The sequence below is a fragment of the uncultured Halopseudomonas sp. genome, assembly GCF_963977355.1.
GTDB lineage: Bacteria > Pseudomonadota > Gammaproteobacteria > Pseudomonadales > Pseudomonadaceae > Halopseudomonas.
The window spans coordinates 136,135-159,847 of sequence record NZ_CAXBOV010000006.1; the positions used below are offsets into that span (position 1 = coordinate 136,135).

The following is a 23,713-nucleotide window of genomic DNA, read 5'->3' on the forward strand; positions in this document are numbered from 1 at the left end:
TGTGGGCGCATTGAAAAGCGCACCCAATATGAAGGTACCGATCATGCAGAACCCCAGCACCTTTACCCGCGGCGCCGATGCCCAGGGCCAGTTCGGCTCTTTCGGTGGTCGCTTTGTCGCCGAATCCCTGATGCCGCTGATTCTCGATCTGGAGGAAGCCTTCAACACGGCCATGGCCGAGCCAGACTTTCTAGCCGAGATGGATCGCTTTCAGGCCGAGTTCGTTGGCCGGCCCAGCCCGCTGTACTACGCGGAGCGTCTGACCGAACTCTACGGCGGCGCCAAGATCTATTTTAAGCGTGAAGAGCTGAACCACACCGGCGCCCACAAGATCAACAACTGTATCGGTCAGGTATTGCTGGCCAAGCGTATGGGCAAGACCCGCATCATTGCCGAGACCGGCGCGGGTATGCATGGCGTTGCTACCGCCACTGTCGCTGCCCGCTTTGGTTTGCCGTGCGTGGTTTACATGGGCGCAACGGATATCGACCGTCAGCGTGACAACGTCTCGCGCATGCGTCTGATGGGTGCCGAGATCGTCCCGGTCACCTCCGGTACGGGCACCCTCAAGGATGCGATGAACGAAGCCCTGCGCGACTGGGTTACCAACGTCGAAAACACTTTCTACATGATCGGCACCGTAGCCGGCCCCCATCCGTACCCCACCATGGTTCGTGAGTTCCAGGCCGTAATCGGCCGCGAGACGCGGGTGCAGATGCTGGCCCGCGAGGGGCGCCTGCCCGACAGCCTGATCGCCTGTATTGGCGGCGGGTCAAATGCCATGGGCCTGTTCCACCCATTCCTGGATGATCCCAGCGTACAGATGATTGGTGTCGAGGCAGCGGGCGAGGGCCTGGATAGCGGTAAACACGCTGCCAGCCTCAAGGGCGGTATTTCCGGTGTATTGCACGGCAATCGAACCTATCTGCTGCAGGACAGCGATGGTCAGATTACCGATGCACACTCGGTTTCCGCTGGTCTGGATTATCCCGGTATTGGCCCCGAACACGCCTGGTTGCATGAGCAGGGCCGTGTCGAATACAGCGCCGTCACCGATACCGAAGCGCTGGAGGCATTCCATGTCTGCTGCCGCCAGGAGGGTATTATCCCGGCCCTGGAGACAGCTCACGCCCTGGCCGAAGTGGCCAAGCGTGCACCCTTGCTACCCAAGGATCACCTGATGGTTATCAACCTGTCCGGCCGCGGCGACAAGGATATGCCTACCGTACTGCGTTTGATGGAGGAGAAGGCATGACATCACGTTTAGCTGGCCGCTTCGCCGAACTCAAGAGCGCCAATCGTGCTGCCCTGGTGACTTACATCTGCGCCGGTGACCCCGGTCACGATGCCAGCCTGGCACTACTGAAACAGCTCCCCGCTGCAGGGGCGGATATCATCGAGCTGGGCATGCCCTTCAGCGACCCCATGGCCGACGGCCCGACCATTCAGGCCGCAGCTGTGCGGGCGCTCAAGGCTGGACAAACGCAATTGAAAACCCTGGAAATGGTCCGGCAGTTCCGTGCCGAAGACCAGACCACACCGATCGTACTGATGGGCTACTACAACCCGATCTATCGTTACGGTCCGGATAACTTCATGCGCGATGCTCGCGAAGCCGGTGTCGATGGGCTGCTGGTGGTCGATCTTCCCGCTGAGCACGACAGCGAACTGGGCCCGCTGGCCCGCGACGCCGGTCTGGACATGATTCGCATGGCCACGCCGACCACTAACGCCAAGCGTTTGCCAGCGGTGCTGGATCATGCCAGTGGATTTCTCTACTACGTTTCGCTCAACGGCGTAACGGGAGTAGGTCAGGCAGACAATGCCACGGTGCGTGATGCGATTGGTGCTATTCGTCAGCAGACCGACATTCCGGTCTGCGTCGGGTTTGGTGTGCGAACGCCAGAGCAGGCTGCCCGTTTTGCACAGGATGCCGAAGGGGTAGTGGTGGGATCAGCACTGGTGGACCTCATCGCCCATGCCAGCACGCCAGAACAAGGAGTCAAGGATGTGCTGAGCCTGGTATCTGAACTGGCAACGGCAATCCGCCAAGCGCGGGCTTGATTCCGTGAGAGCCTAAGACGGCTAGCCAATCACTGGCGCAATGCCGCCAGTACAGGCGCGGTGTCCGGCCGGACACCGCGCCACAGCAGGAAAGCTTCGGCGGCCTGCTCGACCAGCATTCCCAGACCATCCAGACAGCGTGCAGCTCCGTGCTCTGCAGCCCAGCGGTTGAACGCGGTGGGCTCGTTGGCGTACATCATGTCGTAGCACCAGGTATGCCCCGGGCGGATGAGGTTGGGCGAAATGTCCGGCAGGTCGCCTGCCAGGCTCGCCGAGGTAGCATTGATGATCAGATCAACCGGCTCTTCAATCCACTGGAAACCCGCCGCGCTGACCGGCCCTTGGTCCGCAAACAGCGCAGCCAGCTCCTCGGCCTTGCTGACGGTGCGGTTAACAATGCAAAGCTGTGATGGCCCGGCTGCCAATAGCGGCTGCACAACGCCCCTTGCTGCACCGCCCGCACCGACCAGCAATATTTTCAGGCCTGCCAATGCCAGTCCGGCATTATGCTCGATGTCACGTACCAGGCCCTTGCCATCAGTGTTGTCTCCCAACAGGCTACCGTCGGACAGACGCTGGATGGTATTTACCGCACCGGCGCGCTCGGCTGCCGGCGTGTGCCGGCCAACCAATGCCCAGGCCTGTTCCTTGAACGGTACCGTGACATTGACGCCCAGCCCGTCGGCGAGAAAGCTGTGCAGGGTGCCGGCAAAGTCGTCAAGCGGAGCCAATAAAGCCTCGTAGGAGATCGCCTCGCCGGTCTGCTCGCCGAACATACGATGAATGTGTGGCGACTTGCTGTGCCCGATGGGGTTACCGATCACGGCGTAACGATCCATCAGAGGGTGCCTCCCAGCCAATCACGGGGCACAAGAAACTCATCGGTCAGCCGCGCCTCCGGTGTGCCGGGTTCGGGATGCCAGTTATAGTCCCAGCGGACCACCGGTGGCAGCGACATCAGGATCGACTCGGTGCGCCCGCCGGTCTGCAAACCAAACAGGGTCCCTCGGTCATAGACCAGGTTGAACTCCACATAGCGGCCCCGACGATACTCCTGGAACGCCTTCTGCTGGGCAGTATAAGCAGCTGCGCGCCGACGTTCGATGATCGGCAGGTAGGCCTCGATGTAGGCGTCACCAATGGCGCGAAGAAACTCGAAGCTGCGTTCGAAACCCCATTCGTTGAGGTCATCAAAGAACAGTCCGCCGACGCCGCGCTGCTCCTGGCGGTGCTTGAGATGGAAGTACTCGTCACACCAGGCCTTGTAACGTGGATACACGTCCTCACCGAAGGGCTCGCAGGCATCGCGGGCGACTCTATGCCAGTGAATGCAGTCTTCTTCGTTGGCGTAGTAGGGGGTCAGATCAAAACCACCACCAAACCACCAGACCGGATCCGCACCCTCCTTTTCGGCAATGAAAAACCGCACATTGGCATGGGATGTCGGCACATGGGGATTTTCCGGATGCATTACCAGCGATACGCCCATGGCCTGGAAATGCCGTCCGGCAAGCTCCGGGCGATGCGCAGTAGCGGAGGGCGGCATGCCGTCACCAAACACATGGGAAAAGCCCACTCCGCCTTTTTCCAGCAAAGCGCCCTTTTCCATTATCCGTGAGCGACCGCCGCCGCCAGCCGGGCGCTCCCATTGCTCCTCGGCAAAACGACCTGCACCATCGGAAGTCTCCAGGGCGCTGCAGATGCGGTCCTGCAGATCCATCAGGTAATTTTTGACGGCTGCAACATCGGTGGCATCGGGCGTGTTTTTCACTTGCTTACCTCAGGCGGGACGGATGATCTGGTCGGTCTGCAGATCGCGGATGATACTGGGGTTGCGCTGTTTGCCCAAGGCCCCGGGTACCACTGCATCCAGTGACTCATGAAAGTACTGCTCGATGCGCAGACGCGAACGCGCTGGCGGACGGCCACTGGGATTGGCCGAGGTGGACACCAGGGGGCCGGTGACTTCGCACATTTGCTGGATCAGCGGGTGATCACTGACGCGCAACGCCACCGTTTGATGAACACCGGTGATCCAGTGCGGCAGGCGGTCGCGATGGGGTACCAACCAGGTATTCGGGCCGGGCCAGGAAAGCCGCAGCTTGGCGAGCAGACCATCAGGCAGATCCCAGAGCAGGAAATCAAACTGCTCGATATCGCCGGCAACCAGAATCAGGCCTTTTTCCACCGGACGGTCCTTGAGCTCCAACAGGTGTTCGACGGCATCGGCTTTCCAGGGATTGCACCCAAGCCCCCAGACTGCCTCAGTCGGATACGCCACCACGCCTCCAGCATGCAAAATCCGGTTGAGTTGTATCAAACGCCAACGTGCCAACATGCCACTTCCCCCTATGACCACCGCAACCCCACAGGCGTTACCGGCTTTGGAGGTGCTCTGAACAGATATTCGAGGGAAGACAGTAGCCGAGGGACGCGCCCGGCTCAAGGACAACAGCTCACGCCACCCGTGAATACCCGTGGGGGGTATGCTGGACGTGACCATCAAGCTCCAGCTCCAGCAATTCCTGCATGACTCTCTCGACAGGCAGACTACTTTGCTCACCCAGCCAGTCAACGCTGACCGGGTTGTGGTCAAGTAGCGGCCAGAGCGGGCTGGCTGGCGGACTGGTTAACTCCCTATGGGCCGCCTCGCTTGATTCAGTATCCGCTTCGATTGCCGCACGAATGGGCAGGCGGAGCACCTCCAGCACGTCACGAACGGTCTCGACGAGGTGCGCTCCCTCGCGTAGCAACTGGTGACATCCCCGGGCCTGGGTACTGTGAATCGATCCCGGCATCGCAAACACCTCGCGGTTCTGCTCGAGCGCCAGGCGTGCAGTGATGAGGGACCCGCTATTCAAGCTGGCCTCCACCACCAACGTGCCCAGACTGAGTCCGCTGATAATACGATTGCGCTTGGGAAACTGACCAGCATGGGCAGGTGCATCCGGCGGCTGCTCGGAAACCAGCAAGCCTCCCCCCTCGACAATGGCGCTGGCCAGGGCCGAGTGGCGTTTCGGATAACAATTATCCAGACCCGTACCCCATACCGCTATGGTCTGTCCGCCTGCATCCAATGCGCCCTGATGGCATGCGCCGTCGATCCCCAACGCCATCCCGCTGGTCACGACCAGACCGCTTTCAGCGAAGCTGCGGGCAAATTGGCGCGCAGTAGCCGCACCATGGGGACCGGGATGGCGAGTGCCGACCATAGCCAACTGGGGATCGTGCAGCAGTTGCGCGTTACCCTGCAGGTAGAGCAGTGGGGGAGGATCGGGGATATCACGCAGCAGCGCTGGATACTCTGTCGAGTCCAGACACAACACCTGACAACCTGGACGTTCGAGCCAACGATAAACGGCATCCAGTCGGGCACCGAGCAAGATTTCACCCTGCTGGTAGCGCTGGATGATGTCCAGAGCGGCAGGTCTCAGTCCAATTGATTGCAGGGTGAGCAGATCCGCCGCAAGGGCGTCGTTTGGGTCAGGGAAATGCTGCAGTAAACGCGTCAAGGCCTGCGGCCCGACTCCATCGAGTAACGACAGAGTCAGCCACGCCTTCATCGAAGGGGCGTAGGTGAAGCTCATTGATCATCCTTGATCAGAGTCGGCATCGCTTTACCGGTAAAGCGATGCCGGAGGACTCAGGGGTTGCGGACCTTGTCCATCATCTCCATCTGACGGGTCGACTCAAGAACGATACCGTAGCTGGTCTTTTCGTAGGGCCGGAAAACCATCAACATACCGGCGCGCTCGTCGGGCAACTGGACACGTTCGTTCTGGATCCGATCACGCACCAACTCACCGGTCTTGTAGATAGTCAGAACGCTACCCTGCTCCAGACCATCACGCAGACCCTTGTTGATTACCACGACATCGTACTGGCCGATCTGCGTCACACCGTTAGGCACGCCGATAATCAGTCCGTTTATCTCCGAGTCAGGCTCGGTGGGGAAGAAAGTCGAGGTAATCGGACGCTGCTCAGTCTGCAGCAGCCGGTCATTGACGCGAACTTCCTGATTGCTACGGGTAACATCCAGGCTGACGATATCGTTTTCAATGCCGACTACATCACCGTTGCCGATTTCCTGGGCGTGTATGCCGAGAAACTCACCGGTAATGGGATCGATATAGGTTTCCCCGCGACGGAAGATACCCATGGCCCCGATAGCTGGATCAACCTGACCGCGCGCATACACTCGGCTACCGGCGCCTACCACTACGCTTTGAGCCTCACCGCCCAGAATATAGGGAGCCTGTTCGAGTACACTGGGATCATCGATGATGCGCCCAGCCTTGAGGAAGGCGTCGATCGCTTCGAGTGGAATGGTCGGTATGGCTTCGGCAATAGGCTGGAAACGCACCGTTGGCGAAAGCTTGATGGTGCCACCCTGGCCGCGACCCACCGTTAGGCGTGGCTGACCATCGATATAAACCAGCGAAATCAGATCGCCGGGGTAAATCAGATGCGGGTTGCTGATCTGTGGGTTGGCGTGCCAGACTTCTGGCCACTTCCAAGGCAGATTCAGGAAGCGCCCGGCGATATCCCACAGGGTATCTCCTTTGACAACTTCATAGGTTTGCGGATGGCCATCCCTGAATACCGGCTCCTGCGCCTGCACCCAAAAGCTCATCGAGAGCAACAGAAGGCCGACTAATGTTTTCCTCATGACATGAATCCCTTTATTATAGAGGCCAGCATTGGGTCTGAAGACGCATTAGACATGCCAGACCTGTGTTATTTCCTAGCTGCTCATCATCTTAGCAGTACAATTTAGCTTTATTCCACAACTGCATCACAAACTGACATGGCCATATTAAACATTCTGGAATTTCCCGACCCCCGCTTGCGCACTGTAGCCAAGCCTGTCGACAAGGTTGATGACCGTATCCGCCAACTGGTGGATGACATGTTCGAGACCATGTACGAGGCCCCAGGCATTGGTCTGGCGGCCAGTCAGGTCAATGTGCACGAGCGCGTGGTGGTCATAGATTTGTCCGAAGACCGCAGTGAACCTCGGGTGTTCATCAACCCCGAGCTGGAGCCGCTGACTGAGGACCTGGAAGAGATGCAGGAAGGTTGTCTGTCGGTTCCGGGGTTCTATGAGACCGTTACCCGACCAGAGCGAGTACGGGTCCGCGCCCTGGGGCGTGACGGCGAACCCTACGAGGAAATTTGCGAAGGATTGCTGGCGGTATGCATTCAACACGAATGTGACCACCTCAATGGCAAACTGTTCGTAGACTACCTGTCCAACCTCAAACGCGATCGAATCCGCAAGAAGCTGGAAAAACTGCATAAGCAGCAGGCCAGTGCCTGATTTTCTGGTTGTAGATCCAAGGGCTTGCTTCGGCAAGCCTTTTTGTTTGCCTGCAGCGGGAGCCGCATGAACTCTTCAGATCTTCGCATCGTTTTCGCCGGCACACCGGAATTTGCTGCCGCGCACCTGCAGGCCTTGCTCGACGCCGACCTGAACATTGTAGCGGTGTATAGCCAGCCCGACCGGCCCGCCGGACGTGGGCACAAGATGCATGTCAGCGCCGTCAAGGAACTCGCGCTGCAGCATGGCTTGCCTGTCTATCAGCCGGCCAGCCTGCGCGACCCCGAGGCGCAGCAGGAACTGAGCGCACTGGAACCGGACCTGCTCGTCGTGGTGGCTTACGGCCTGATCCTGCCCCAGGTGGTTCTGGATATACCGCGCCTGGGCTGCATCAACAGTCACGCTTCTCTGCTGCCACGCTGGCGAGGCGCCGCACCTATTCAGCGAGCAATAGAAGCGGGGGACAGCGAAAGTGGCGTGACCGTCATGCAAATGGAAGCCGGGCTCGACACGGGTCCCATGCTGCTCAAGGTAACAACACCGATTTCAGACACTGACACCGGCGGCAGTCTGCACGACCGACTGGCAGAGCTGGGCCCGCAAGCGGTTATTGCAACTATAGATCTGTTGGCCAAAGGCGATGCCCGGCCCGAGTCACAGGATGATGCGCTGGCGACTTACGCCCACAAGCTGAACAAAAACGATGCGCGGATCGACTGGCAACGGCCGGCCATAGAGCTGGACCGAATGATCCGTGCCTTCAACCCCTGGCCCCAGGCCCATGCTCTGTGGGAAAGCCAGACATTGAAGGTGCTCGCCGCCAGCCCCACAGAGGATCACGGTGCTCCGGGCCGCATTCTCGAATGCAGCAAAGCCGGTCTGTTGGTGGGTTGCGGTAGCGGTTCGCTGCGCCTTACCCGGCTGCAGATTCCTGGCGGCAAGCCGCTTTCGTTCAGAGATCTGTACAACGCCCGCCGCGAACAGTTTGCCCCCGGACTGCAGCTGGGTAACGGTCAATGAGCCCACGTCTGGCTGCAGCCAATGCCCTGGCGACGGTGATGGCCGGCAAGGCATCGCTGGGCACCAGTCTTCCGGCTCAGCTGCAGCACGTAAATGAACGTGACCAGGCATTGGCCCAGGAACTGGCCTTTGGTACGGCGCGCTGGTTTCAGCGCCTGGATGGTCTGGCGAGTGCCTTGCTGGAAAAGCCACTGAAAACAGCCGACCGTGATCTGCATGCATTACTTCTGGTGGGGCTTTACCAATTACTTTTCACCCGTATACCAGCCCACGCGGCAATTGACGAAACCGTCACGGCGGCTAAAGCATTAAAGAAGCCGTGGGCCAGGGGCATGCTGAATGCCGTTCTGCGCCGCGCACAGCGCGAACATGCAGAGCTGTTCGCCGCACTGGAGCGCGACCCGACCATTCGCTTGTCCCATCCCCGATGGTTGCAGAAGCGCCTGAAGCAGGCCTGGCCCGAGCACTGGGAGGCCATTTGTAACGCCAACAACCTTCATCCGCCGATGACCCTGAGAGTGAACCAGCGTGTCATTGATCGGCAGGCTTATATGATCAAGCTAGCCGAGGCCGATCTGCCGGCCGATAAGACCTCCTTTAGCGACCAGGGTATTACTCTGATGCAATCCTGCGACGTCCACCGCCTACCTGGCTTTGCAGCGGGCGAGGTGAGTGTTCAGGACGAAGCAGCACAACTGGCAACCCCGTTGCTGGATCTGGCTGCAGGGCAGCGTGTGCTGGATGCCTGCTGCGCACCCGGGGGCAAAACCTGCCATATTCTGGAGCAGGAAACGGGCCTGCTGGAGCTGGTCGCGCTGGATCTGGAACCCAAAAGACTGACGCGGGTGAGCGACAACCTGCTGCGTCTCGGGTTGAGCGCCGAACTCAAGGCCGCTGATGCACGAGAGCTGGCAGCCTGGTGGGATGGCAAGCCGTTCCAGCGTATCCTGCTCGACGCACCCTGTTCTGCCACTGGCGTGATTCGCCGACATCCGGATATCAAGCTGACCCGACAGGCCGAAGACATCCCCGCGCTGGCCGCGTTGCAGGGCGAGCTACTGGATGCACTCTGGCAGACGCTTGATGTGGGCGGCACCCTGGTTTACGCCACCTGCTCGGTGTTACCCGAGGAGAACAGCCAGGTGATCGGCGCCTTTCTGGACCGGCAAGCTACGGCCAGGGAACTGCCCGTTGATGGCCCTTACGGGCTGCCGCAACCCCATGGGCGCCAATTGCTGCCTGATGATGCCAGCCACGATGGTTTCTACCTGGCAAAGCTGACAAAAATAGGCGCCGAGCCCACAGCTACAGGCTACACTGCGCAAGACAAAGGGACGCCCGTACTATGAAGATCATCATTCTCGGCGCAGGCCAGGTAGGTAGCAGTCTGGCCGCCGAGCTGGCCAGTGAGGCCAACGACATTACCGTGATCGATACCGATGGCCCCAGACTGCGCGAGCTGGGTGACCGCCTGGATATCCGCACGGTTGTAGGTCGAGGCTCGTTTCCCACGGTACTGCGGCAAGCCGGGGCGGATGACGCGGACATGCTGATCGCCGTGACCAGCAGCGATGAAACCAACATGATTGCCTGCCAGGTTGCCTACACCCTGTTTCGCACACCGACCAAGATCGCCCGTATACGCGAGTCGGCGTATCTGACGCGTGGCGGCCTCTTTCACAATGAATCGATACCCATTGATGTCCTGATCAGCCCGGAACAGGCGGTCACCACCTACGTAAAACGCCTGATCGAGCATCCAGGTGCCCTGCAGGTACTGGACTTTGCAGACGGCAAGGTCCAGTTGGTCGCGGTGCGTGCCTACTACGGCGGGCCGCTGGTAGGTCAGGAGCTCCGCTTCCTGCGTCAACACATGCCTGGCGTAGATACCCGTGTTGCGGCCATTTTCCGCAAGGATCGACCCATCATCCCCCGTGGCGATACCATCATCGAGGCTGACGACGAGGTCTTCTTTCTCGCCGCAACCCACGATATCCGTGCGGTGATGAGCGAATTGCGGCGGCTGGAGAAGAACTACAAGCGGGTTCTGATCGCGGGCGGCGGCAACATCGGGGAGCGCTTGGCCGAGGCCATCGAAAATCGCTACCAGGTACGCATTATTGAAAAGAGCAAGCCACGGGCCGACTATCTGTCGCAGAATCTGGACAAGACCATCGTTCTGCACGGCAGTGCTTCCGACAGGGAGCTGCTGCTTGAAGAGAATATCAAGGACGTGGATATCTTCTGTGCCCTGACCAATGATGACGAAGCCAATATCATGTCATCCATGCTGGCCAAGCGGCTGGGCGCGCGTAAGGTGATGGCCCTGATCAATAATCCAGCCTATGTGGATCTGGTCCAGGGGGGCGAGATCGATATCGCCATTTCTCCATCCCAGGCCACCATCGGCACCTTGCTGACCCACGTGCGCCGAGGCGATATCGTCAACGTCTACTCACTGCGCCGGGGTGCAGCCGAGGCCATCGAAGCGGTGGCCCATGGCGACTCCCGCTCCTCGAAAGTGGTCGGCCGGATGATCGGCGAAATCGACTTGCCACCGGGTACCACGATTGGCGCCGTGGTGCGTGGCGAAGAGGTGCTGATTGCCCATGACAATACCCTGATCGAATCCGAGGACCATGTGATCCTGTTCGTGATCGACAAGAAACATATTCGTGATGTAGAGCGCCTGTTCCAGGTCGGCCTGACATTTTTCTGATGATGATCCCCCTGACTTCCAAGCACAGGTAACAGGCGCATGCAGTACACCCAGATCCAGCGCATTCTCGGTATTCTGCTGATGCTGTTCTCCACCAGCATGCTTCCGGCAGCGATGGTGGGCCTGTATTACGGTGAACAGGCGATGGAAGCTTTCATCGTGGCCTTTGCCATCACCGCTGTGGCTGGTCTGGTAGTCTGGGTACCCGCTCGACATCAGCGCAACGAGCTACGTATCCGCGATGGCTACCTGATCGTGGTGATGTTCTGGCTGGTCCTGGGACTGTTCGGGGCGGTGCCGCTGTACTTGCTCGAGATGCCGGATCTGAGCGTCGCCGACTCGGTATTTGAATCCTTCTCGGGCCTCACAACCACGGGCGCGACGGTTATCACCGGACTGGATACCCTGCCACGCTCGTTGCTTTTCTATCGGCAGCAACTGCAATGGTTCGGAGGCATGGGCATCATCGTATTGGCCGTGGCCATCCTGCCCATGCTCGGTGTTGGCGGCATGCAGCTTTATCGCGCCGAAATGCCTGGGCCGCTCAAGGAAAACAAGCTCACTCCGCGAATCGCCGAGACGGCGAAGGTGCTCTGGTACATCTATGCCGGCCTGACCCTGGCCTGCGCCCTGGCGTACTGGGCCGCTGGCATGAGGCTGTTCGATGCTGTCGGGCACGCGTTCTCAACAGTGGCCATCGGCGGTTTCTCGACCCATGACGCCAGCATTGGTTACTACAACAGCCCGCTGATCGAGTTCATCTGCATCCTGTTCATGTTTATCTCGGGTATCAACTTCGCACTACACTTTCTGGCCTGGCGTTTTCGCTCATTGGCCAACTACTGGCTGGATCCCGAGTGCCGGGCATACGTACTGATTCTGAGCGCACTGTTTATTGTCTGCTGCGTGGTCCTGATTCACTTCCAGACCTATGAAATCTGGACGTCAATTCGCTATGCAGCGTTCCAGACTGTTTCCATCGCCACTACCACAGGCTTCGGCGTCACCGATTTTTCCGCATGGCCTACGGTCCTGCCGTTCCTGCTGCTGTATGCGAGCTTTATCGGTGCCAGTGCGGGATCGACAGGGGGCGGCATGAAAGTGATTCGCGTGCTGCTGCTTTACAAGCAGGGCACCCGGGAAACCAAAAAGCTGATTCACCCCCATGGGGTCTTCCCGGTCAAACTCGGCAACAAGCCTGTGCCCGACAGGGTAGTGGAGGCCGTTTGGGGATTCTGTGCGGTTTACGTGTTTGCCTTCGCGGTGCTGTTTCTGACACTACTGAGCACCGGCCTGGACTTTGTTACAGCATTTTCGGCGCTGGCAGCCTGCATGAATAACCTGGGTCCAGGCCTGGGAGAGGTGTCGGCGCACTATGGTGAACTCAGTGCCACGGTGAAATGGATCCTCAGCTTTGCGATGCTGCTCGGCCGTCTGGAAGTATTTACCTTGCTGGTACTCTTTACTCCCATGTTCTGGGCCCGTTGAGTCCAGAGGACCAGCACTACTGGTCCTCTTCATCATCCAGAAAAGCCAGACCAGCCCCTTCACCAGCGATACAGCGCTGGACGATCATCTTCAGAATAGGGGCTTCAATCGGCATATCCTGAACCTGACCTTCCACGATAGTGCCCGCAGCCAGGGCAGCGAGGTCCGGATTCTCAACAAACACGCCGCCGTCCGACAGATCCCGCGTTTGTCCGTAGACGTCACCGATGTCCGGATGACTGATTCGAATTCTGCATTTCATCGGAGTGCGCGGGTATTGCCGCTGATTTGTCATGCTTTAGTCCCTGTCGAATGACCACGGATTAATTCAGTACCACCTTTTCTCGCCCGCTGGACGTTTCTTGAAGCGCTTCATGCTCCACATGTACTGACTTGGCCAGCGTCGCACGTAGCTTTCGATCACTGCACTCATGCACGCTGTAGCCTCGTTGACGTCACTACTGTAAAGCGCTTCGGGTGCCGCTTCCACAATGACTTTGAATCCGCCCCCCGGCAGGCGCACACAGTGCATGAATATGGCCTGAGCCTCACCACCGCGCAGGAGATTGGGAACGAATTTACTGGTAAGCGCCGATACCGCAAAGAAAGGCACGAATTCGCCACTCTTTACCGCTGGCTCAGGGTCGGCCGGAATCCCTACTGCGCCACCACGGCGCACCTCGCGCATGACCATGGTAATACCCTCTCGGGTTGAGGGCGCCACCCGGTTGCCCAGCTGTGCCCTTTGCCGGCGTAATAGCGCGTCGACGGACTGCTGCTTGGGAGGGCGGTAGAAAATCACCGGTGAACATTGGGAGCAATACCAGTGATTGAGTACCTCCCAATTCCCCAGGTGACTGGTGATACTCACCACGCCCTTGCCACGCTCCAGGGCCTTCTGCAAAACCTGAGCGCCCTCGACTTCCTTTATAAGCGCAACGGTTTTCGCGGGTTTCCACATCCAGGCGCAGGCACTTTCGGCAAAACTGCGACCGGTATCCAGCAAGGTCTGCCGCACCAGATCATCCCGCTCACCCGCAGCAAGGTGGGGCATGCAATGGCTCAGATTGATCCGAACCACGTCCTTGGAGCGGTTGGGGAGTATCCATAACAGCCACCCAACCGCAGCACCCAGGCGCTGTGCCATCGCGAACGGCAGTAGCGAAAACACTCTGAGAAATCCAATGATGATTGCGCCCTTTAGCCGCTCCACAACTACCCCTTGTCCAATCAAAAATGTCATTGTAGCCGCATACTTGCAACGACCCTATAGCGTACAGGTCGGCCATCCTCCAGCCAGATTAAAACTCAAGGGTGCGACTGAGCCCCGGCCAGCTCACGGTAACGAAAACAGTCTCTGGTGTGGTCCATGACCATCCCGGTAGCTTGCATGAAGGCATAGCAGATTGTCGGGCCCACAAAGGTAAAGCCGGCTTTCTTCAGGGCCTTGCTCATTGATCGGGCTTCGTCGGTCATCACCGGCACCTCTGTCAGATCAACGAAATGGTTCACCCGTGGTGACCCGCCGACAAAGGCCCATAGCCATTGACCCGGATCAGTGCCATCGGCGAGGCGCAGCCAGGCCTGAGCATTCTGCCGTGCACCCCGCACCTTCAAGCGGTTTCTGATGATTCCCGGATCATCGAGTAGCTCGAGCAAATCATCATCACTCTGCTGCGCCATGAAATGCGGATCGAAATCCCGATACACCTGCCGGTAACGTTCACGCTTTTTCAGCACGGTTATCCAGGACAATCCGGCCTGGAAACCGTCGAGCAATAACTTCTCGAACAACCGCTGGGCGTCATACTCGGGCACTCCCCATTCGGTATCGTGGTAGTGCTGATATACCGGATCGTTCGAGCACCAGGCACACCTCGTGTTGGCCTGACCACCCGGCTTTGCCTCTGAATTCATGTTTTCTCCTCACCGCTGCGCCAAGCGGGCACCCCATGTTGTTAAGCCAGAGGGCCTCCACTTCTGTATGTCGGGGCCCGTCTGATTGTATACTGCGCCCTTTCTTAAAATGCCAAATCGGACAGACAACGTGACTCAGACCAACCCAGCCACCCAAAGCTTCCAAGGATTGATCCTTGCCCTGCAAAGTTACTGGGCAGAAAAGGGCTGTGTACTGCTCCAGCCCTATGACATGGAAATGGGTGCCGGCACCTTCCACACAGCCACCTTCCTGCGCGCAATTGGCCCGGAAGCCTGGCACGCCGCCTACGTGCAACCGAGCCGTCGTCCAGGTGACGGTCGCTACGGTGAAAACCCCAACCGCCTTCAGCACTACTACCAGTTCCAGGTTGTACTCAAGCCCAATCCTGCGGATATGCAGGAGTTGTATCTGGACTCGCTGAATCATATCGGTATCGACACCAACGTCCATGACGTCCGCTTTGTCGAGGACAACTGGGAGTCGCCTACGCTGGGTGCCTGGGGTCTGGGATGGGAAGTATGGCTGAACGGTATGGAAGTCACGCAGTTCACCTATTTCCAGCAAGTGGGTGGTGTCGAATGCTATCCGGTGACTGGCGAAATCACCTACGGCCTGGAGCGTCTGGCCATGTATCTGCAGGGCGTAGATTCGGTATACGACCTGGTGTATTCCGATGGTCCCTTCGGCAAGGTGACTTACGGCGACGTGTTCCACCAGAACGAGGTGGAGCAGTCCACCTACAACTTCGAGCACGCCAATGTCGAAAAGTTGCTTGAGCTGTTCGATTTCTACGAGAGCGAAGCCAACCGTCTGATGGCTGCAGACCTGCCGTTACCGGCCTACGAAATGGTGATCAAGGCCTCACACACGTTCAATTTGCTGGATGCCCGCCGCGCTATTTCGGTGACTGAGCGACAGCGTTATATCCTGCGCGTGCGAACCCTCTCGCGCTCCATCGCCCAGAGCTACCTGATGGCCAGGGCCCGTCTCGGATTTCCGATGGCAACGGCAGAGCTGCGCGACGAAGTTCTGGCCAAATTGAAGGAGGCCGAATAATGCAGCAGGATTTTCTGGTAGAACTGGGCACTGAAGAGCTGCCCCCCAAATCCCTCAAGCGACTCGCAGAAGCCTTTTTGAGCGGTATCGAAAAGGGCTTGCAAGAGGCGGGACTGTCCTACAGCGCTGCGCGTTTTTACGCAGCGCCGCGCCGTCTGGCTGTGCTGGTCGATGCGCTTGAGAGTCAGCAGCCTGACCGCACCAACCAGATGGATGGTCCTCCAGTGCAGGCTGCATATGACGCTGAGGGTAAGCCGACCAAGGCCGCAGAGGGTTTCGCCCGCAAGTGCGGCGTAACGGTGTCGGAACTCGATAGCAGCGGCCCGAAACTGCGCTACGTGCAGAGCATTCCTGGCCAGGCTTCCGCCCAGCTTCTGCCGGGAATAGTCGACAGTGCTCTGGCTGCGCTGCCGATTCCCAAGCGCATGCGCTGGGGCGCCCGGAAAACTGAATTTGTGCGTCCTACCCAATGGCTGGTCATGCTCCAGGGTGACGCTATTGTCCCAGGCGAGATTCTGTCCCAGACGGCTGATCGCAGCTCGCGGGGTCACCGCTTTCATCACCCCGAACAGGTACGTATCACGACCCCGGCAGATTATGTCGAGCAGATGCGTGGGGCACATGTGATTGCCGATTTTGCTGAACGTCGTGAAATGATTCGTTCGCGTGTTAATGAACTGGCCGCCGCAGAGCAGGGCACGGCTATCATGCCCGACGACTTGCTTGATGAGGTCACTGCGCTGGTCGAATGGCCCGTGCCCCTGGTCTGCAGTTTCGAGGAGCGCTTTCTCGATGTACCCCAGGAAGCACTGATCTCGACCATGCAGGACAACCAGAAATATTTCTGTTTGCTGGACAACGCCGGCAAGCTTCTACCGCGCTTTATTACGGTAGCCAACATCGACAGCCTCGACCCGGCGCAGATCGTGTCCGGCAACGAAAAGGTCGTCCGCCCACGCCTGACCGATGCCGAATTTTTCTTCCGCCAGGATAAGAAGAACCCGCTGGCAGATCGCAACACCCAGCTCGCCAACGTGGTTTTCCAGGCCCAGCTTGGCAGTGTCTTCGACAAGGCCCAGCGGGTATCGGCACTCGCCGAGTTCATTGCTGGCCAGATTGGTGGCGACGCCAGCCGTGCTGCCCGCGCAGGCTTGTTGAGCAAGTGCGATCTGGCGACCGAAATGGTTGGGGAGTTTCCCGAGCTTCAGGGAATCGCCGGCTATTACTATGCCTTGCATGACGGCGAGCCAGAGGATGTGGCCCTTGCTCTGAATGAGCAATACATGCCGCGCGGCGCGGGTGCGGAGCTGCCGAGCACCCTTACCGGCGCTGCCGTTGCACTGGCAGACAAACTCGATACCCTGGTCGGCATTTTCGGTATCGGTATGCTGCCCACCGGCAGCAAGGACCCCTACGCACTGCGCAGAGCCGCACTTGGCGTGTTGCGAATCCTGATCGAGAAACGTCTTGAGCTGGACCTGAATGCCGCCATTGATGCAGCGGTGAAGCAGTATGCCTCGCAGATCAAGACCGAGCCTGATCTTGCCGCGCAAGTACAGGAGTTCGTGTTTGATCGTCTGCGTGCCCGTTATGAGGACGAAGGTATCGATGTTGCTGTTTATCAATCCGTGAGGGCAGTAGCACCTGTCTCCCCCCTGGATTTTGACCAGCGCGTACAGGCTGTGCAGCATTTCCGCCGGCTACCTGAGGCCGAGGCCCTCGCTGCTGCAAACAAACGGGTTTCCAACCTGCTCTCGAAGGCAGGAACAGAAGTCAGCATCACGATTGATCAGTCACTGCTGCACGAGCCCGCAGAACAGACGCTGGCCCAGGCCATTACCGAAGCCGAAAGCAGCGTTGCGCCTCTGGCCGCTGATCGCCATTACAGCGCGGCTCTGGAACGCCTGGCATCGTTGCGCGGCCCCGTGGATGGCTTCTTTGATCAGGTGCTTGTGAACGCGGAAGACGACCAGCTGAAGACCAATCGCTATGCTTTGCTGGCCAGATTACGTGGGCTGTTTCTTGGCGTCGCTGATATCTCGTTACTGGGTTGATGGCAGGAGCGGGTGAGGGCATGGACAAACTGATCATTCTCGACCGCGATGGCGTAATCAACGAGGATTCCGATGACTACGTCAAAAGCCTGGCGGAGTGGATACCGATTCCGGGCTCCATCGAGGCCATCGCCAGGCTGAGTCGGCATGGTTGGCGCATTGCAGTCGCAACCAACCAGTCAGGCCTGGCGCGCGGATTTTTCGACGTCTCCGACCTGCAAAAGATGCATGATGCTTTGCAGCAAAAGGTCGCTGAACAGGGCGGACAGGTCGACCTGATCCGTTTTTGTCCTCATGGTCCGGACGACGGCTGTAACTGCCGCAAACCGCGTAGTGGTCTGTTTCGCCAGATTGGTGATTACTTTGGATTGCCGCTTGCTGGCGTCCCGGTGGTCGGTGACAGCCTGCGCGACCTGGAAGCTGGGGTCTCAGTAGGCTGCAGGCCCATTCTGGTCAGAACCGGCAAGGGCTTGCTGAGCGAAAGCAAACCCCTACCCCCCGGCACATCTATTTTCGATAACCTGGCCGCTGTGGCCGATCATCTCCTGGATAATTGAACCATGTCACTGATGCCCCTGCGGGTCGTCCTGTTCTATTTACTGTTAGCCGCCAGTGCGGGCATCTGGGGCCTGCTGATGCTCATCATAGCCCCCTGGCTGCCTTACCGGTGGCGTTTCACGCTGATCGTCGGCTGGTGGAGCCGACTGGCTATCTGGTTGACCGTGCATATTGTCGGAATTCGCTATGAAGTGAGCGGCATGGAGAATATTCCCGATCGCGCTGGTGTAATTCTGGCCAACCATCAGAGCACCTGGGAAACTTTTTTCCTGCAACAGGTGTTTCGTCCGCAAACGCAGTTGATCAAGAAAGAACTGCTGTATGTACCCTTCTTTGGTTGGGCCTTTGCTTTGGCCAAGCCCATTGCCATTGATCGCGCCAAGGGTAGAGATTCACTCAAGCAGCTGAGTCAGCTTGGGGGTAAGCGGTTGGCAGAGGGTATCTGGATCCTGGTTTTTCCAGAGGGAACCCGCAAACTACCCGGGGAAACAATCAAGTTTTCCAGGGGTGGGGCCGCCCTCGCCTGCGCCAATAACGCACCTGTGGTGCCGGTCGCCCATAATGCGGGGGAGTTCTGGCCGAAGGTGGGGTGGGGCAAGAAACCCGGAACGATCCACGTGATGATTGGCCCGGCGTTGTATCCCAAGGGCAGTGATCCCCGTGCTATTGTGGAGCTCAACAAGCAAACCGAAGCATGGATCAATCAGGCACTCGCCCCCGTGGCCAAGGGCTGAAACCAGATCCGCCAGTTGCCGTCAGGAGGTCGTTTTACTTATGGGTATCAATGATTATCTTCGCCGTCTGGCGGAGCTCAAGGGATCGGATCTGTTCCTGAGCGTTGGTGCGCCACCTACTGCCAAATGTGAAGGCTCATATGTGCGTCTGGGCTCTGAACCGCTTGGCAAGGGCGCCGTCAGAACCATGGCTTACGAGCTGATGAGTGAACGCCAGGCGGAAGAATTCGAGCGTGACCTGGAGATGAACCTGGCTGTTGGCATTGCCGGCGCCGGACGGTTTCGAGCTAACGTGTATTTGCAACGTGGTGAAGTCGCCATGGTAGTGCGATACATCAACGATCAGATACCCAGCTTTGCCGAACTGGGTTTACCACCGGTCCTGGAACGATTGGTCATGCTCGATAGGGGCCTCATTCTGGTGACCGGCTCTACCGGCTCGGGTAAATCCACCACCCTCGCAGCGATGTTGGATTACCGCAACACCAACCGTGCCGGTCATATTGTCTGCATCGAAGATCCCATCGAATTCCTTCATCACCACAAGGAATCGATTATTGATCAGCGGGAGGTGGGTCTCGACACTCACAGTTTCAAGGATGCCTTGCACAACGTCCTTCGCGAAGCGCCCAATGTAATCATGATCGGTGAAATACGCGACCGCGAAACCATGCAGCATGCGCTCCATTACAGCGAGACGGGCCACCTGGTGCTGGCCACCATGCACGCTACCAACACCGTCCAGGCGGTGGATCGTATGGCCAACATGTTCCCCGAGGATGCACGCGCTCAGATCCTAGGGGATATTTCGATGAACCTGGCCGCTATCATTGGTCAGCGTTTAGCGAAAGGCATTCAGAAATCGCGTCTACCTGTTGTAGAAGTGCTGGTCAGAACGCCCTACATCGTGAACTTGATCGCCCGTGGGGAGATTCAGGATATTCGCGATGCTATGGCCAGGGCGACCGACGACAAGGCCCTGCAAACCTACGATCAGCACCTGTTTCAGCTGATCACCGAGAAAGCGATTACCCTCAAGGAAGCTGTGCGGCTGGCAGACTCTCGCAACGATCTGATCCTGCGTACAAGGATGGAGGCGTCCAGCAACCCATCCACCCCGCCTGCCAAGCCTGCTCCTGCTAGAGACCCTGAAGCCGTCAAGCAGAAGCCAGCAGAACCTGCCCCATCTACCTCCTTTGATTCCGATTTAACTGACGATTTTCGCTAAAATTTGCTCATTCGTACTACCCGGAGGGAGGGGCGGCTCAGGCTCAAAGCCTAGCCCTTCAGGAACCGAATTTCTCATGCTCACCGATATCGGGTTGTTCGCCCTTTAACTTGGCCTTGGCCATCTTGTAGCTTTTGACCATGGTGCTGGTATCAGAATCCCAGTGCTCACCTTTCTGGACCTTGATCTCCAGCATGCCCACATTCGGTGAATCCTTGCCCTCTGGAAACCAGACCCCGACAAAACCGTTCCAGTATTTGTCGATAAGGCTCTTGTCCTTGATGGGTCGACCAACACCGGTAAGCGAAACGTAGATATCCTTCTCCGAATCGGCAAAGGATACGCACACATCGTTATCACCTTCCACCTCAAGTACCTTCTCGGACTCCAGGTCAGTAAAGAACCACAAGGTACCGTCGTACTCCTGCTGTACCAGTCGCATGGGACGTGATCGCACCTCAGTGCCGTGTAGCGTGGTAAGCATTCCTGTCTTGATGTCCTTGATCATATTCCAGATTTTCTGTTTGTGCTCGGGACTGGACATATAGCGCCTCCTGAATAATTGGATGCCCTCAACCTAGTCACGACCTATCTGTTCGTCAATTCGGACACATTCGCTGAAAGAGGTAAAAACTCACCTAAGCCCCTGATTTAAATGAGAAACTCCCAGTAACATGTCGTTGTAGGATAGGGAGGGTCATACCAATGGTGTCTGCCTGGTTGTATTGACCATAGAAGTCCCTGTTCCGCTCCAATTTATCCAATTGCATGGCTGCGTTTGTGCGATTCATAAGCGCTTGGCAAGTACCCGTCCTGCCGGCATTATTGAGTTACGAGCTTGGTTATGATGGCCAAATAAAATGATCCTACACATTTTTGAGGACACCAGACTGATGCAGGTAGCTTTACTCTAAGGGCTGTTGCATCTACTCACCTCGCACGTCGCATGTAATTAATCGTTCCCATGTTTACCAGGAGTATCAACATGTCAGGTACATTTGAAGTTTACGAAGACAAAGCGGGTGAATATCGTTTCAGACTGAAGGCAGGCAACGGCCAGGCGATACTCGCTAGCGAGGGCTACAAAGACAAATCTGGATGTCTGAATGGTATTGAATCGGTAAAGAAAAACGCTCCCGACGACGCCCGCTATGAGAGCAAAGATACTGCGGCAGGGAAGTTCATGTTCAACCTGAAAGCTGGTAACCATCAGGTTATAGGTAGCAGTCAGTCATACAGCACTGCTGCATCCAGAGATAATGGCATCGAGTCTGTTAAGAACAACGCCCCTGATGCAAAGGTCGTTGAAGTAGCTTGAAGGTAGGTGATTTGCCGCCCTCGGTCAGCCGTAGTACTAGCCGACCGTTTAGCAAAATAATCACTACTGACTTCGCTAGCCTCGGGTTTGGTAGTCAGAAACACATGTCCTTGCTGTTAAAGCACCAAGCAAGCGACTACCAAACCCAGACTCCCTACTTTTGATCTAGCTCGCCAGATAACTGGCGAGCTGATCTACCGCACCGAGGGTGTAGACGGACAAAGTTAAACGGCCCTTACCTAACCAAAAATCACGCTTCTAAACGACTTTGGCCAAAGTTATTTTCCGCTTCGGTCAAAGTTAATCGGCCAAAACCTACGTTCGGACAAAGTTAAACGCCACAAATATTGATGCCCTAAAAACCCTTTATAACCAATGCCTTGGGATCCGAAATTGACTTTTTGTCAATACGGAAATCATAGACCATTGGAAGCAGCGAATAAAGCAGCTGAAACAACCACCCGTGCTGAAATCGCCACCAGCGCGGCCATTCCGCTTCGCGAGCATAGTACGGAATCCAGGTGATCCTTAAGCTCCCTTTGCCTAGTCGAACGAAATAAAGCCATGCACTGGTGTCCTAGCCAAATCGCCGCTCACCTACCCATTGAAGCCCTTGTTATCGCCAAAGTCATGACGGCTTTGCAAGTCAATTTTTTGTTGCCTTTCCGCGTTTGCTTGCCTACCCTCGAGATATCATTTTGATGTCAGTGCCCATTACCTCTATAAAGATAGCTTAAGCGTGAAAAGGAGTTCAAGTGGCTCGTCTTGGTGAACTAGCGGTGACGGCAACCTTGGTAACTGCGGCCAGCATTTTGACTGCCGGGGGTACTTGGGTCATGGCTAAAATATCCAACAGAAAGGTGGTTGCCGGTCTTGAGGAAGAAATTGTGGAAGGGAACCGGAAAATGGATTCTGTTCTGCGGACATTTAAGAGCCAAAACCTCAAAATGGAAGGCATCATTGCTGAAGTGGCAAGCCTTAAGCCGTCCAATGCTGCTGACCTATCCTCTATCCTAGAAAGACACAAGCTAAGCGAAAAGCAGACGCAGAACATTATCTCTCGACTCGAGAAATTGGGTATTTACCGGAGTCAGGCGTGAGCACCGATATTGCTCAAATCCTCGCCGAGATAGGCGGTAATGAGCTTATTGATTCTTGGGATAGTGACTATAAATCGACCTCCGGAATAGCCTTTCCCACCAGTCAATCAGACGGCATTTCTATTGGCTATGCGATTGCACTTGGAGCTCTGGCCAGTGTTGCGGACCAGGTGCTTGATCAAGCTTTTCGTAGCCGCATGCATCAGCGTCATGATCGGCAGAACATTGACGTTGAGGAGGCCCTTGAAGCACCTGGATTTGAGGCGTTAGCAGAGGATGGCTATAACGTCCTCGGCCGTGAAAAATCTTCCCCCAGAACACTCATAGACCATTACAGGCACATGAGCGAACTATTGAAGCTTCGGGATGGCTTCAAACTCTCTCCTAAGAACCACCGGGTCTATAACCACGTTGACCGTGAAGCGGTGATCGACAAGTTGGTGACGGGGGATGCCCGTCACAGCTATGCACCGATGTCCCGCAAAGCGGCTGAGATCCTATGGGATTCCCATATGGCTGCTGATCGGGTAACCAAACAAAGCTTGCCCTTAAAATTCATGGCTTATTTATGGGAACAGAATGCTAAAGAGGATTTCTTGGCGGCGGGGGGAAGCGCTGAAGAAGTAGGGGAGCTTGGAAAAGCATACGTATTGTTGAAGAAAATGTGTCCTGACCTCGACTGGCCAAAATGGATAAACCGGTTTTACGGTGACGATAACCTAATGCCAGAGGGTGCATCATTGGGCGAATGCATGCTAAAGCTATATGAGACTGGCATGCTTAACGAGCGGGTATTTTGGACAAGCGATTTTGGCGCTGGGGTAGGCGGATTTAAAAGGCGCCTAGTAATCACTGGTCTTATGGAGATCGGTGTAGAGCTGTTTGCATTTCTCGAGGGCGTCAAGAAAGGTCATGTCGATTTCACCTGTGATCCTGCGGATATGGCCAAGCAGTACCTGGCCTGGCGCGACCAACCGAAGTATCTCGATATGAAAATCCTCGCCCAAAGCATGGCATGTGGCGGTGGTTTCACCAGAGCTCTTGTGAAAGGTGATCCCTTCTGTCAATGGCCATTAATTTTGACCCACTTTTGGCCAATAAAATTGACCCACTTG

At 57.1% G+C, this 23,713-nt stretch carries 24 protein-coding genes; 15 read left to right on the forward strand and 9 right to left on the reverse strand.

Going from position 1 to position 23,713, the window contains the following annotated elements; translation table 11 throughout:
- Window positions 1-43 precede the first annotated feature (43 nt).
- On the forward strand, window positions 44-1,255 hold the full coding sequence (gene trpB, locus AAC076_RS04725) for a tryptophan synthase subunit beta (RefSeq protein WP_339843255.1): 1,212 nt from the start codon (window positions 44-46) through the stop codon (window positions 1,253-1,255).
- Entirely contained in the window at window positions 1,252-2,064 is an 813-nt protein-coding gene (gene trpA / locus AAC076_RS04730) for a tryptophan synthase subunit alpha (RefSeq protein ID WP_339843256.1), read from the forward strand. Before trpB ends, trpA begins: the two co-directional genes overlap by 4 nt.
- Window positions 2,065-2,093: 29 nt before the next feature.
- Here trpA and aroE read toward each other — a convergent pair whose 3' ends face one another.
- The 5 genes from aroE to AAC076_RS04755 all read right to left on the reverse strand — a co-directional run bounded on the left by aroE (window position 2,094) and on the right by AAC076_RS04755 (window position 6,733).
- Window positions 2,094-2,903, reverse strand: coding sequence for a shikimate dehydrogenase (aroE, locus tag AAC076_RS04735; protein WP_339843257.1), 810 nt, complete (start codon window positions 2,901-2,903; stop codon window positions 2,094-2,096).
- Entirely contained in the window at window positions 2,903-3,835 is a 933-nt protein-coding gene (gene hemF, locus AAC076_RS04740; protein ID WP_339843258.1) for an oxygen-dependent coproporphyrinogen oxidase, read from the reverse strand. The genes aroE and hemF overlap by 1 nt, the downstream gene beginning before the upstream one ends.
- Before the next feature lie 9 nt (window positions 3,836-3,844).
- Window positions 3,845-4,402, reverse strand: a complete 558-nt coding sequence (locus AAC076_RS04745; RefSeq protein ID WP_339843259.1) for an L-threonylcarbamoyladenylate synthase — start codon at window positions 4,400-4,402, stop codon at window positions 3,845-3,847.
- Between the two features lie 118 nt (window positions 4,403-4,520).
- Entirely contained in the window at window positions 4,521-5,651 is a 1,131-nt protein-coding gene (dprA, locus tag AAC076_RS04750; RefSeq protein WP_339843261.1) for a DNA-processing protein DprA, read from the reverse strand.
- Window positions 5,652-5,707: 56 nt separating this feature from the next.
- On the reverse strand, window positions 5,708-6,733 hold the full coding sequence (locus AAC076_RS04755; RefSeq protein WP_339843262.1) for a LysM peptidoglycan-binding domain-containing protein: 1,026 nt from the start codon (window positions 6,731-6,733) through the stop codon (window positions 5,708-5,710).
- Between the two features lie 138 nt (window positions 6,734-6,871).
- Between AAC076_RS04755 and def the strand changes: the two genes are divergently transcribed.
- The 5 genes from def to AAC076_RS04780 all read left to right on the forward strand — a co-directional run bounded on the left by def (window position 6,872) and on the right by AAC076_RS04780 (window position 12,611).
- Window positions 6,872-7,384: a peptide deformylase gene (def, locus tag AAC076_RS04760; protein WP_339843263.1), complete on the forward strand. Its 513-nt coding sequence runs from the start codon at window positions 6,872-6,874 to the stop codon at window positions 7,382-7,384.
- Window positions 7,385-7,450: 66 nt separating this feature from the next.
- Complete coding sequence (gene fmt, locus AAC076_RS04765; protein ID WP_339843264.1) at window positions 7,451-8,404, forward strand: methionyl-tRNA formyltransferase; 954 nt, start codon at window positions 7,451-7,453, stop codon at window positions 8,402-8,404.
- On the forward strand, window positions 8,401-9,753 hold the full coding sequence (gene rsmB, locus AAC076_RS04770; RefSeq protein WP_339843265.1) for a 16S rRNA (cytosine(967)-C(5))-methyltransferase RsmB: 1,353 nt from the start codon (window positions 8,401-8,403) through the stop codon (window positions 9,751-9,753). Before fmt ends, rsmB begins: the two co-directional genes overlap by 4 nt.
- The gene (gene trkA, locus AAC076_RS04775) at window positions 9,750-11,123 is read left to right on the forward strand and encodes a Trk system potassium transporter TrkA (protein ID WP_339843266.1); all 1,374 of its coding nucleotides are present in this window, start codon (window positions 9,750-9,752) and stop codon (window positions 11,121-11,123) included. The genes rsmB and trkA overlap by 4 nt, the downstream gene beginning before the upstream one ends.
- 39 nt (window positions 11,124-11,162) lie before the next feature.
- Complete coding sequence (locus tag AAC076_RS04780; protein WP_339843267.1) at window positions 11,163-12,611, forward strand: TrkH family potassium uptake protein; 1,449 nt, start codon at window positions 11,163-11,165, stop codon at window positions 12,609-12,611.
- Window positions 12,612-12,627: 16 nt separating this feature from the next.
- Here the strand turns inward: AAC076_RS04780 and AAC076_RS04785 are convergent, their stop codons facing one another.
- From AAC076_RS04785 to AAC076_RS04795, 3 genes are all read right to left on the reverse strand, one after another.
- A complete protein-coding gene (locus tag AAC076_RS04785; protein ID WP_339843268.1) occupies window positions 12,628-12,906 on the reverse strand; it encodes a PilZ domain-containing protein in 279 nt (92 codons plus the stop codon).
- Between the two features lie 33 nt (window positions 12,907-12,939).
- Window positions 12,940-13,824 (reverse strand): lysophospholipid acyltransferase, encoded by an 885-nt coding sequence (locus AAC076_RS04790; RefSeq protein WP_339843285.1) that lies wholly within the window; start codon window positions 13,822-13,824, stop codon window positions 12,940-12,942.
- A 95-nt stretch (window positions 13,825-13,919) separates the two neighbouring features.
- Window positions 13,920-14,528: a DNA-3-methyladenine glycosylase I gene (locus AAC076_RS04795; protein ID WP_339843269.1), complete on the reverse strand. Its 609-nt coding sequence runs from the start codon at window positions 14,526-14,528 to the stop codon at window positions 13,920-13,922.
- Between the two features lie 130 nt (window positions 14,529-14,658).
- On the opposite strand from AAC076_RS04795, the gene glyQ reads away from it, so the two are divergent.
- The 5 genes from glyQ to AAC076_RS04820 are packed head-to-tail and all read left to right on the forward strand — an operon-like array spanning window position 14,659 to window position 20,180.
- On the forward strand, window positions 14,659-15,606 hold the full coding sequence (gene glyQ / locus AAC076_RS04800; RefSeq protein WP_339843270.1) for a glycine--tRNA ligase subunit alpha: 948 nt from the start codon (window positions 14,659-14,661) through the stop codon (window positions 15,604-15,606).
- Entirely contained in the window at window positions 15,603-17,660 is a 2,058-nt protein-coding gene (gene glyS, locus AAC076_RS04805) for a glycine--tRNA ligase subunit beta (protein ID WP_339843286.1), read from the forward strand. Before glyQ ends, glyS begins: the two co-directional genes overlap by 4 nt.
- A 20-nt stretch (window positions 17,661-17,680) precedes the next feature.
- A complete protein-coding gene (gene gmhB, locus AAC076_RS04810; protein WP_339843271.1) occupies window positions 17,681-18,217 on the forward strand; it encodes a D-glycero-beta-D-manno-heptose 1,7-bisphosphate 7-phosphatase in 537 nt (178 codons plus the stop codon).
- Window positions 18,218-18,220: 3 nt separating this feature from the next.
- On the forward strand, window positions 18,221-18,952 hold the full coding sequence (locus AAC076_RS04815; protein ID WP_339843272.1) for a lysophospholipid acyltransferase family protein: 732 nt from the start codon (window positions 18,221-18,223) through the stop codon (window positions 18,950-18,952).
- A 40-nt stretch (window positions 18,953-18,992) separates the two neighbouring features.
- Complete coding sequence (locus AAC076_RS04820) at window positions 18,993-20,180, forward strand: PilT/PilU family type 4a pilus ATPase (RefSeq protein WP_339843273.1); 1,188 nt, start codon at window positions 18,993-18,995, stop codon at window positions 20,178-20,180.
- A 58-nt stretch (window positions 20,181-20,238) separates the two neighbouring features.
- On the opposite strand, the gene AAC076_RS04825 is transcribed toward AAC076_RS04820, so the two are convergent.
- Window positions 20,239-20,724, reverse strand: coding sequence for a pyridoxamine 5'-phosphate oxidase family protein (locus AAC076_RS04825; RefSeq protein ID WP_339843274.1), 486 nt, complete (start codon window positions 20,722-20,724; stop codon window positions 20,239-20,241).
- A gap of 441 nt (window positions 20,725-21,165) precedes the next feature.
- Between AAC076_RS04825 and AAC076_RS04830 the strand changes: the two genes are divergently transcribed.
- The 3 genes from AAC076_RS04830 to AAC076_RS04840 all read left to right on the forward strand — a co-directional run.
- Entirely contained in the window at window positions 21,166-21,498 is a 333-nt protein-coding gene (locus AAC076_RS04830; RefSeq protein ID WP_339843275.1) for a YegP family protein, read from the forward strand.
- Window positions 21,499-22,253: 755 nt separating this feature from the next.
- Window positions 22,254-22,598 (forward strand): hypothetical protein, encoded by a 345-nt coding sequence (locus tag AAC076_RS04835; protein ID WP_339843276.1) that lies wholly within the window; start codon window positions 22,254-22,256, stop codon window positions 22,596-22,598.
- Window positions 22,595-23,713: hypothetical protein (locus tag AAC076_RS04840; protein ID WP_339843277.1), on the forward strand; the 1,119-nt coding region annotated here is incomplete at its 3' end. The genes AAC076_RS04835 and AAC076_RS04840, both read left to right, overlap by 4 nt.